A 10,102-nucleotide genomic window follows, 5' to 3' on the forward strand; every position below is an offset into this window, starting at 1 on the left:
TCAGACCGCGCGGCGGCGGAAGTCGCGCGGGCGGAAGCCCAGCAGCGCCAGCACGGCGAAATAGGTGACCGCTGCCGCGGCGATGATGCCGAACAGCGCACCGATGCGCAGCGCCGGCGTTGCCTTCATCGCCGCCCAGTCGAACTGCGCCTGGCCGAACCAGGCCACCGCGCCCAGCGCAGCCACGCCGAGCGCCAGCTTGACGAAGAACACCAGCCAGCCCGGCTGCGGCGTATAGATGCCGCGCCGACGCAGGCCGATATACAGGCAGGTGGCGTTGATGCAGGCGCCCAGGCCGATCGACAGCGCCAGCCCCGCCACGCCCAGCAGCGGCACGAACACCAGGTTCATCAACTGGGTAGCGACCAGCACCAGCACCGCGATGCGCACCGGCGTCTTGACGTCCTGGCGCGCATAAAAGGCCGGGGCCAGGATCTTGACCAGGATGATGCCGAGCAGGCCGGCGCTGTAGGCCATCAGCGGCATCGCCGAATTGGCCAGGGCCGCATCGTCGAATTTACCGTAGTGGAACAGGGTGGCGATCATCGGCACCGCCAGCGTCGCCATGCCCACCGCCGCCGGCAGCGCCAGCAGGAACGTCAAGCGCAGGCCCCAGTTCAGCAGCGCCGCATACTCTTCGGTGTTGCCCTCGCTGTTCGCTTTGGACAGGCTCGGCAGCAGGATGGTGCCCAGCGCCACGCCCAGCATCGCGGTCGGGAATTCCATCAGGCGGTCGGCATATTGCAGCGCCGACACCGCGCCGGCCGCCAGGCTGGCGGCGATGCCGGTATTGATCAGCAGGCTGATCTGGGCCGCGGAGACGGCGAACACGGCCGGGCCCATCTTCTTGAGCATGCGCCGCACGCCGGCGTCGCGCAGGCCCGACAGCGGATTCATCGAAATGCGCGGCAGCATGCCGATTTTGACCAGGGAAGGAATCTGGATCGCCACCTGCAGCACGCCGCCGACGCAGACCGCGATCGCCATCGCATAGATCGGCTGCTCGAGGTAATTGACCAGCACCAGCGAAGCGAAGATGAACGACAGGTTCAGCAGCACCGGCGTGAACGCGGGAATCTTGAACTGGCGCCAGGTATTCAGGATGCCGCCAGCTAGCGCCACGAAGGACATGCAGGCAATATACGGGAACATCATGCGCGTCATGACCACCGAGGCGTCGTAGGCGCCGGGCGTCTCGCGCAGGTCGCCGGCGATGGCGATGATCAGGAGTGGGGCGGCGATGATGCCCACCAAGCTGGTGAGCACGGTGGCCCACACCAGCGAGGTGGCGACGTGGTCGACCAGGGTCTTGGTGGCCTTGTCGCCATGCTGGGTTTTATATTCGGATAATATGGGCACGAAGGCCTGGGCAAACGCTCCCTCGGCAAACAGCCGGCGCAGCAGGTTGGGCAGGCGGAAGGCGACGATGAAGGCGTCGGTATACGCCGAGGCGCCGAAGGCGCGCGCGAACAGGCTTTCGCGCAACAGGCCGGTGACGCGCGACAGCATGGTCATGCTGGAGATGGCAGCGAGGGTTCTGAGCAGGTTCATGGCGCAAGATTATACTTGTGCAATACGCCAAACACCGGTGCAACTCAGCTGCAGGATAGATACGAAGCCGACAATGTTTGAATTATGAATTGCCCTCGGTTGAAAGCTTCGCTATAATCGTGGGCTGTACTGAATTCTGTTAGCAGACACTAATCGTTGGGCGGGCTTCGCTAGGCGCCGGTTTGACAGTCGCTAATGTTTGCAAACGCAACTTGACCCCGATTTAGGAAATTCCATGGCAAATACCGCACAAGCGCGCAAACGCGCTCGTCAAGCAGTTAAGCAAAACGCACACAACTCGTCGCAGCGTTCGACCCTGCGTACCGCAATCAAGGCCGTCCGCAAAGCCATCCAGGCTGGCGACAAGGCCGCTGCGACCACCATCTTCCAGCAATCCGTGTCGACCATCGACAGCATCGCTGACAAGAAAATCATTCACAAGAACAAGGCAGCTCGCCACAAGAGCCGTCTGGCTGCAGCCCTGAAGGCACTGTCGGCTTAAACCCCGCGTGCTGTGCGGCCCTTGGGCCGCGCAGGCAAGTTCTGTGCAGTGGAAAGACCCGCCCGGCTTCGGCCCTGGCGGGTTTTTTTGCTTGGCGCTGCGCTTTTCTCTTCGGTTCGTCAAACACGGCGCACAGGGTTGACGAATGTTTAAAAACTGGTATCCGAGGCAAAGCTCTGGCATACTATGGCGCGTCTTATGTCTTATAGAAGACTTGAGTGCGCCGTGACCCGGGATGGGTGAGCCACCCGTTTGCATTTTTACCCTGCGCTCCAGCCGTTTGCGGCAAGGGGAGGGGTAGAATGTCCGGCGAGAGCGCTGCGAGCGGGCCAGTCCAGGGACGCTTGTCCAGTTTTGAACATCGCGAACCGTTCGCGAATACCGAGGAAAATGTGCATGAGCAGTGATCAGACCATCATCTACACCCTGACCGACGAGGCGCCGCTGCTGGCGACCCACGCCTTCCTGCCTGTGGTCAGCACCTTCACCAAGCCGGCCGGTGTCAACGTCGAGGCGAGCGACATCTCGGTCGCGGCCCGTATCCTCGCTGCTTTCCCAGAAAACCTGACCCCGGAACAGCGCGTGCCGGACGCACTGAGCGAGCTGGGCAAGAAGACGCTGCAGCCGGAAGCCAACATCATCAAGCTGCCGAACATCAGCGCCTCGGTCACCCAATTGACCACCGCCATCAAGGAACTGCAGGAGAAGGGCTACAACCTGCCCGACTACCCGGCCGATCCGAAGACCGACGAAGAAAAAGCGATCAAGGCCAAGTACGGCAAGTGCATCGGCTCGGCCGTGAATCCGGTCCTGCGCGAAGGTAACTCGGACCGCCGCGCCCCGCGCGCCGTCAAGGAATACGCACGCAAGAACCCGCACTCGATGGCCCCATGGTCGCAGGCATCGCGCACCCACGTGTCGCACATGACCGGCGGCGACTTCTACCACGGCGAAAAGTCGATGACCCTCGACGCGGCGCGCGAAGTCAAGATGGAACTGATTACCAAGAGCGGCCAGACCATCGTCCTCAAGCCGAAGGTCGCGCTGCAGGCCGGCGAGATCATCGATTCGATGTTCATGAGCCGCAAGGCCCTGCTGGCATTCTACGAAGAGCAGATCGAAGACGCGCACCAGACCGGCATGCTGTTCTCGCTGCACGTGAAGGCGACCATGATGAAGGTCTCGCACCCGATCGTGTTCGGCCACTGCGTGCGCATGTTCTACAAGGACGCGTTCGCCAAGCACGGCGCCCTGTTCGACAGCCTCGGCATCAACGTCAACAACGGCATGGCCGACCTGTACAACAAGATCGCCGACCTGCCGTCGTCGCAGCGCGAAGAAATCATCCGCGACCTGCACGCCTGCCAGGAACACCGTCCTGAACTCGCCATGGTCGACTCGGCCAAGGGCATCACCAACTTCCACTCGCCGAACGACGTCATCGTCGACGCGTCGATGCCTGCAATGATCCGCGCCGGCGGCAAGATGTACGGCGCCGACGGCCGCCTGAAGGAAGTCAAGGCAGTCATTCCGGAAAGCACCTTCGCCCGCATCTACCAGGAGATCATCAACTTCTGCAAATGGCATGGCGCTTTTGACCCGAAGACCATGGGCACCGTGCCGAACGTTGGCCTGATGGCGCAGCAAGCCGAAGAATACGGCTCGCACGACAAGACCTTCGAGATCACCGAAGACGGCGTGGCCAACATCACCGACCTCGCCACCGGCGAAGTCCTGATGAGCCAGAACGTGGAGCAGGGCGACATCTGGCGCATGTGCCAGGTCAAGGACGCGCCGATCCGCGACTGGGTCAAGCTGGCCGTGACGCGCGCGCGCAACTCGGGCATGCCGGCCGTGTTCTGGCTGGATCCGTACCGTCCGCACGAGAATGAACTGATCAAGAAGGTCAAGACCTACCTGAAGGATCATGACACCAACGGCCTGGACATCCAGATCATGTCGCAGGTGCGCGCGATGCGCTACACCCTGGAGCGCGTCAAGCGCGGCCTGGACACCATCTCGGTGACCGGCAACATCCTGCGCGACTACCTGACCGACCTGTTCCCGATCATGGAACTGGGCACCAGCGCCAAGATGCTGTCGATCGTGCCGCTGATGGCCGGTGGCGGCATGTACGAAACCGGCGCCGGCGGCTCGGCACCGAAGCACGTGCAGCAGCTGGTCGAAGAAAACCACCTGCGCTGGGATTCGCTGGGCGAGTTCCTGGCCCTGGCGGTGTCGCTGGAAGACCTCGGCATCAAGACCGGCAACGAAAAAGCCAAGGTGCTGGCCAAGACCCTGGACGCGGCCACCGGCAAGCTGCTGGACAACCGCAAGTCGCCGTCGCCGAAGACCGGCGAGCTGGACAACCGCGGCAGCCAATTCTACCTGTCGATGTACTGGGCCCAGGAACTGGCCGCGCAGACCGAGGACGCCGACCTGGCAGCCAAGTTCGCGCCGCTGGCCAAGCAGCTGAGCGAGAACGAAGCCAAGATCGTGCAGGAACTGCTGGACGTGCAGGGCAAGTCGGTCGACATCGGCGGCTACTACAAGCTCGACGAAGCCAAGGTGAGCGCCGTGATGCGTCCGAGCGCGACGTTCAACGCCGCGCTGGAATCGCTGGCCTGAAGTTGAAACGCACGCGCGGCGTCCGCCGCGCGAATGAAAAACCCGCCAGACCGTGAGGTCGGCGGGTTTTTTTACATCTGCACTTCGGCGTATTCGCCCGGCATCAACGGATGCGTGGCCAACGAAAACGGCCCGATACTGCTGCGCACCAGCCGCAGCGTCGGAAAACCGACCGCCGCCGTCATGCGCCGCACCTGGCGGTTCTTGCCTTCTTCCAGCGTGATCGCGATCCACGCCGTCGGCTTGTCCTGGCGCACCCGGATCGGCGGATTGCGCGGCCACAGCCAGGCTGGCTCGGCGATGCGCACCGCGCGGCACGGCTTGGTCACGAAGTCGCCCAGGTCGAGCGGCGCCTGCAGGCGCGTCATGGCGTCAGGATCCGGCACGCCATCGACCTGCACCAGATAGGTCTTGGCTTCCTTGTGGTCGGGATGAGCGATTTTGTGCTGCAGCTTGCCGTCGTCGGTCAGCAGCATCAGGCCTTCGCTGTCGGCGTCGAGACGGCCGGCGGGATAGATGCCCGGAATGTCCAGGTAGTCGGCCAGCGTTTTATGGTCTTCCTTGCGGCCCTCCTGCGGCGAGAACTGGCACAGGACCTGGAACGGTTTATTGAAGAGGATCAGCGGCATCGGAAACAGGGGAGGCGAATGGGGAAGGCGTCGGGCAAACTGCGTGGCGCAAGGAAAAATACTGGGGCATAATGCAAAACACACCATGTCTTATAGAGGACTGGCTGTGCAGGCGCCATTGTAATCCAGCTGGCCACTGCAGTCGCAGCCATGACACCGGGAGAACACGATGTACCAGCATATCACCGTGCCGAGCGACGGCCAGAAAATCACCGTCAACGCCGACTTCACCCTGAACGTGCCGGACAACCCGGTGATCCCGTACATCGAAGGCGACGGCACCGGCATCGACATCACGCCGGTGATGATCAAGGTGGTCGACGCTGCCGTGGCCCAGGCCTACGAAGGCCGGCGCAAGATCAGCTGGATGGAAATCTATGCCGGCGAAAAGGCCAACGCCGTATATGGCGAGGAAGTCTGGCTGCCGCCCGAAACGCTCGAGGTACTGCGCGAGTATGTGGTGTCGATCAAGGGCCCTTTGACCACGCCGGTGGGCGGCGGCATCCGCTCGCTCAACGTGGCGCTGCGCCAGGAACTCGACCTGTACGTGTGCCTGCGCCCGGTGCGCTACTTCACCGGCGTGCCGTCGCCGTTGCGCAATCCGGAAAAGACCGACATGGTGATCTTCCGCGAAAACTCGGAAGACATTTACGCGGGCATCGAGTGGGCCGCCGGTTCCGACGAGGCGAAGAAGCTGATCGCTTTCCTCAAGGACGAAATGGGCGTGGACAAGATCCGCTTCCCGGAGACATCCGGCCTGGGCGTCAAGCCGGTGTCGCAGGAGGGCACCGAGCGCCTGGTGCGCAAGGCGATCGGGTACGCGATCGACAACGACAAATCGTCGGTGACGCTGGTCCACAAGGGCAATATCATGAAGTACACCGAAGGCGCGTTCCGCGACTGGGGGTACGCGCTGGCGCAGAAGGAATTCGGCGCCGAGCCGTTCGATGGCGGCCCGTGGTGCAAGATCAGGAATCCGAAAACCGGGCGCGACATCATGGTCAAGGATTCGATCGCCGACGCCTTCCTGCAGCAGATCCTGCTGCGCCCGGCCGAATACAGCGTGATCGCCACCCTGAACCTGAACGGCGACTATGTGTCGGACGCGCTGGCGGCCCAGGTCGGCGGCATCGGCATCGCGCCGGGCGCGAACATGTCCGATTCGGTGGCGATGTTCGAAGCCACCCACGGCACCGCGCCGAAATACGCGGGCAAGGATTACGTGAATCCGGGTTCGCTGATCCTGTCGGCCGAAATGATGCTGCGCCACATGGGTTGGAGCGAGGCGGCCGACCTGATCATCGCGGCGATGGGTAAGGCGATCGTCTCGAAAAAGGTGACCTACGATTTCGCGCGCCTGATGGAAGGCGCGACGCAGGTGTCATGCTCGGGCTTCGGCGAAGTCCTGATCGAGCAGATGTAGCGTTTACTTGGCGGTGGGCGCCGACAGCAGCTGCATCGCCGAATCGCGCTTGTCCAGCAGGTGGTCGGCCAGCAGCTTGCCGAGGCGCTTGCCGTCGCGCGCATCGAGCGCCTCGATCATCTGGCTGTGTTCGTCGACCGCCTGGTCCCACTTGGTGGGCACGACGTTGGTGCGCTGGCGCAGTGCCTGCAGGCGCCGGTTCATGCTCATGTAGGTCTGCAGCAGCACGGTATTGCGCGCCGCCATCGTGATCTGGTTATGGATCGCCTGGTTGTTGCTGTAGTAGCCGGGCAGGTCGCCCTGGGCCTTGCAGGCCAGCATCGCGGCGTGCAGGGTCTTGATGCCGTCCACTTCCGCCGGCGTGATGCGCTGGCAGGCCAGTTCGCCGGCCATCGCTTCCAGTCCGCTGACGAATTCGAACGCTTCCCAGACTTCCTCGCGCGACATCTTGTAGACCGACGCGCCGCGGTTGGGCGCGATATCGACCAGGCCTTCGGCGGCCAGCGCCTTCAGCGCTTCGCGCAGCGGCGTGCGCGAAATGCCCATCGTCTCGCACAGTTCGCGTTCGTTCAGCTTGGCGCCCGGCGGGAATACCGATTCGACGATCAGCTTGCGCAAGTGACCCACCACGGTGTCGTGCAGGTGCTGTCGCGCCAGCTTTGGAACGGATGGCATGGCGGTGCCGGGAATCGCTTCCATCTCAATTGCCGAATCTTGCATGTCCATCCTGGTTAATGTTCCATCACAATTTTATTACCGGGTATTTTAGGTTCGTAGTAATGCCGGCGCCAGCGTATTTTCACGCATTTTCTCTGCGTGTGAATTGCAAGCTGTGCCATTTCTCCCAAGCAGAATTTTAACTGATTATTTTCAGTATTCAAAAATAACAAAAAACTGAGAAATTACATTGCGATGGACATTGTTGTTTTATGTGGCATGGATATTCAGAGACTCCAAAAAGGCCTTAATTGCATTAGCGCATTAAACGACATATTGGTATGATGTCGCCTGCATTTTGCATACAAAATACATTTACTCTGTAGAAAGACACATCCATGTCCGACGATCAGCAATCCCAGTCGCGGCGCTGGCTCATCAAGAGCTTGGTGTTCGTCCCGATGGGCGCCGGCGCGGCAGCTGCCCTGCACCAGGGCCTGCCGACGGCAAATGCCAGCACCTCCGCAGCGCAAGCCGAAGGCAAGCCCGATCCTTACACCCCCAAGTTCTTCAACGAAAAGGAATGGAAATTCGTCATTGCCTCGGTCGATCGCCTGATCCCGCATGACGAGCACGGTCCTGGCGCCGTCGAGCTGGGCGTGCCGGAATTCCTCGACCGCCACATGCAGACCCCTTATGCGGCCGGCAATATCTGGTACATGCAGGGCCCGTTCATGGAAGCGGCGCCCGAATTCGGCTACCAGGGAAAGCTGGCGCTGAAGGACATCATCAAGGTCGGCATCAAGGCCGTCGACGAGCACTGCGTCAATGCCTTCTCGGGCAAGGCATTCGCCGACCTCGACAACAACATGAAGGATCAGGTGCTGAAGGACCTGGAGGGCGGAAAGATCAAGCTGAAAGACATCTCGTCCAAGCTGTTCTTTGCCGACTATCTGTCCGAAGTGCGGGCCGGCTACTTTGCCGACCCTAGCCATGGCGGCAACAAGAACATGGGCGCGTGGAAGATGATCGGTTACCCCGGCATGCGCGCGGACTACCTGGAGTGGGTCAAGATTCGTGACCGTCCATATCCACTGGGACCGGTGGACCTGGCAGGACGGAGAGGATAAAAGAGTATGGCAATCATTAAAGAAAAAACCGATGCAGTCATCGTCGGCATGGGCTGGGTCGGTGCGATTCTGGCCAAGGAACTGACCGACGCCGGCATGAACGTGGTGGTGCTGGAACGCGGTCCGGACCGCGATACGCAACCCGACTTCGCCTACCCGCGCGTGGTCGACGAGCTCGAAGGCTCGGTGCACCGCAAATACCTGCAGTCGCTGGCGCAGGAAACCGTGACCATCCGCCATAGCCCGAAAGACGTGGCGGTGCCGTATCGCCGCATGGGCTCGTTCAAGCCGGGCACCGGCGTCGGCGGTGCCGGCAGCCACTGGTCGGGCTGCCACTTCCGCGCACTGCCGGAAGACTTCAAGATCCGCAGCCTGATGGAACAGAAGTACGGCAAGAAGATCCTGCCGGACGGCATGTCGATCCAGGATTTCCCGGTCACCTATGAAGACCTGGAACCGCACTTCGACCACTTCGAATACGTGTGCGGCACCTCGGGCAAGGCCGGCGTCATCGACGGCAAGTTCGTCGGCGGCGGCAATCCGTTCGAAGGCTCGCGCACGCGCGAATTCCCGCTCGGACCGAACCCGGACTACCTGGGCGCCGAGCTGTTCTACAAGGCGGCCAAGGAGATGGGCTACCACGCCTATCCGATCCCGGCAGCAAACGCCTCGGGCACCTATGTCAACCCTTATGGTTGCCAGATGGGACCGTGCAACTTCTGCGGCTTCTGCTCCGACTACGGCTGCCTGAACTATTCGAAGGCAAGCCCGAACGCGAACATCCTGCCGGTGCTGCGCGGCCGCAAGGGTTTCGACCTGCGTACCCACGCGCAAGTGCTGAAGGTAAACCTGACCGAAGACCGCAAGATGGCCACCGGCGTGACCTACCTCGACGCCCAGGGCCGCGAAACCGAGCAGCCGGCGGACATCGTGATCCTGGCCGCGTTCTCGCTGTACAACGTGCACCTGATGCTGGTGTCGGGCATCGGCCAGGCCTATGACCCGGAAACCCGTACCGGTACCATCGGCAAGAACTACTCGTACCAGAATCTGAACCGCGTCTCGCTGTTCTTCGACAAGACCGTGCACGCCAACCAGTTCATGGGCATCGGCGGCGGCGGCACCACGATGGACGACCTGAACGGTAACCGCAACGATCCGACCAAATCCGGCTTCATCGGCGGCGGCATCGTGTGGGCACGCCAGCCGGGCGGCGGTCCGGTGCGTGGCGTCGCCACCGCGCCGGGCGTGCCGGGCTGGGGCAGTGACTGGAAGAAGGGCGCCAAGGATGCGATGCGCCACTCGTTCTACTACGAAGTGCAGGGTTCCTGCATGTCGTACGACGATGCGTACCTGAGCCTGGATCCGAACTACAAGGATGCCTTCGGCCGTCCACTGCTGCGCATGACCTTCGACTGGCACGACAACGAGATCGTCGCTTCGCAATACCTGGTCGACAAGGCCCAGGAAATGTGCAAGGTGCTGGGTCCGCTGGCGACCAAGGGCGACGCCAAGAAGCCGGGCTCGCACTACAACATCAACCAGTACCAGAGCACCCACACCTGCGGCGGCGCGATCATGG

The 10,102-nt window shown here is 62.0% G+C and carries 8 protein-coding genes; 5 read left to right on the forward strand and 3 right to left on the reverse strand.

Features of this window, described 5'->3' with window-relative positions:
• Positions 1-1,551 carry a murein biosynthesis integral membrane protein MurJ gene (murJ, locus tag RTQ83_RS14235; protein ID WP_312515762.1) on the reverse strand — a complete coding sequence of 517 codons (1,551 nt, stop codon included), beginning with the start codon at positions 1,549-1,551 and terminating at the stop codon, positions 1-3.
• Positions 1,552-1,786: 235 nt separating this feature from the next.
• Between murJ and rpsT the strand changes: the two genes are divergently transcribed.
• Both rpsT and RTQ83_RS14245 read left to right on the forward strand, forming a co-directional pair.
• The gene (rpsT, locus tag RTQ83_RS14240) at positions 1,787-2,053 is read left to right on the forward strand and encodes a 30S ribosomal protein S20 (RefSeq protein WP_027864728.1); all 267 of its coding nucleotides are present in this window, start codon (positions 1,787-1,789) and stop codon (positions 2,051-2,053) included.
• Between the two features lie 396 nt (positions 2,054-2,449).
• A complete protein-coding gene (locus tag RTQ83_RS14245) occupies positions 2,450-4,681 on the forward strand; it encodes an NADP-dependent isocitrate dehydrogenase (protein ID WP_312515773.1) in 2,232 nt (743 codons plus the stop codon).
• Positions 4,682-4,752: 71 nt separating this feature from the next.
• Here the strand turns inward: RTQ83_RS14245 and RTQ83_RS14250 are convergent, their stop codons facing one another.
• Positions 4,753-5,310: a pseudouridine synthase gene (locus RTQ83_RS14250; RefSeq protein WP_312515776.1), complete on the reverse strand. Its 558-nt coding sequence runs from the start codon at positions 5,308-5,310 to the stop codon at positions 4,753-4,755.
• A 169-nt stretch (positions 5,311-5,479) separates the two neighbouring features.
• Between RTQ83_RS14250 and icd the strand changes: the two genes are divergently transcribed.
• Positions 5,480-6,733, forward strand: coding sequence for an NADP-dependent isocitrate dehydrogenase (gene icd / locus RTQ83_RS14255; RefSeq protein WP_312515779.1), 1,254 nt, complete (start codon positions 5,480-5,482; stop codon positions 6,731-6,733).
• A 3-nt stretch (positions 6,734-6,736) separates the two neighbouring features.
• On the opposite strand, the gene RTQ83_RS14260 is transcribed toward icd, so the two are convergent.
• A complete protein-coding gene (locus tag RTQ83_RS14260) occupies positions 6,737-7,453 on the reverse strand; it encodes a GntR family transcriptional regulator (protein WP_312515782.1) in 717 nt (238 codons plus the stop codon).
• A gap of 335 nt (positions 7,454-7,788) precedes the next feature.
• Between RTQ83_RS14260 and RTQ83_RS14265 the strand changes: the two genes are divergently transcribed.
• Both RTQ83_RS14265 and RTQ83_RS14270 read left to right on the forward strand, forming a co-directional pair.
• Positions 7,789-8,520 carry a gluconate 2-dehydrogenase subunit 3 family protein gene (locus RTQ83_RS14265; RefSeq protein WP_312515785.1) on the forward strand — a complete coding sequence of 244 codons (732 nt, stop codon included), beginning with the start codon at positions 7,789-7,791 and terminating at the stop codon, positions 8,518-8,520.
• A gap of 6 nt (positions 8,521-8,526) precedes the next feature.
• The coding region (locus RTQ83_RS14270) for a GMC family oxidoreductase (RefSeq protein ID WP_312515788.1) at positions 8,527-10,102 on the forward strand (1,576 nt) is incomplete at its 3' end.

It is taken from the genome of Massilia sp. (assembly GCF_031995545.1).
GTDB lineage: Bacteria > Pseudomonadota > Gammaproteobacteria > Burkholderiales > Burkholderiaceae_D > Telluria.

What these genes read in the sequence shown, in the direction of transcription:
- RTQ83_RS14265 (WP_312515785.1), top strand. Translation starts at nt 7,789, where the DNA reads ATGTCCGACGATCAGCAATCCCAGTCGCGGCGCTGGCTCATCAAGAGC.
- murJ (WP_312515762.1), bottom strand. Translation starts at nt 1,551, where the DNA reads ATGAACCTGCTCAGAACCCTCGCTGCCATCTCCAGCATGACCATGCTG.
- rpsT (WP_027864728.1), top strand. Translation starts at nt 1,787, where the DNA reads ATGGCAAATACCGCACAAGCGCGCAAACGCGCTCGTCAAGCAGTTAAG.
- RTQ83_RS14245 (WP_312515773.1), top strand. Translation starts at nt 2,450, where the DNA reads ATGAGCAGTGATCAGACCATCATCTACACCCTGACCGACGAGGCGCCG.
- RTQ83_RS14250 (WP_312515776.1), bottom strand. Translation starts at nt 5,310, where the DNA reads ATGCCGCTGATCCTCTTCAATAAACCGTTCCAGGTCCTGTGCCAGTTC.
- icd (WP_312515779.1), top strand. Translation starts at nt 5,480, where the DNA reads ATGTACCAGCATATCACCGTGCCGAGCGACGGCCAGAAAATCACCGTC.
- RTQ83_RS14260 (WP_312515782.1), bottom strand. Translation starts at nt 7,453, where the DNA reads ATGCAAGATTCGGCAATTGAGATGGAAGCGATTCCCGGCACCGCCATG.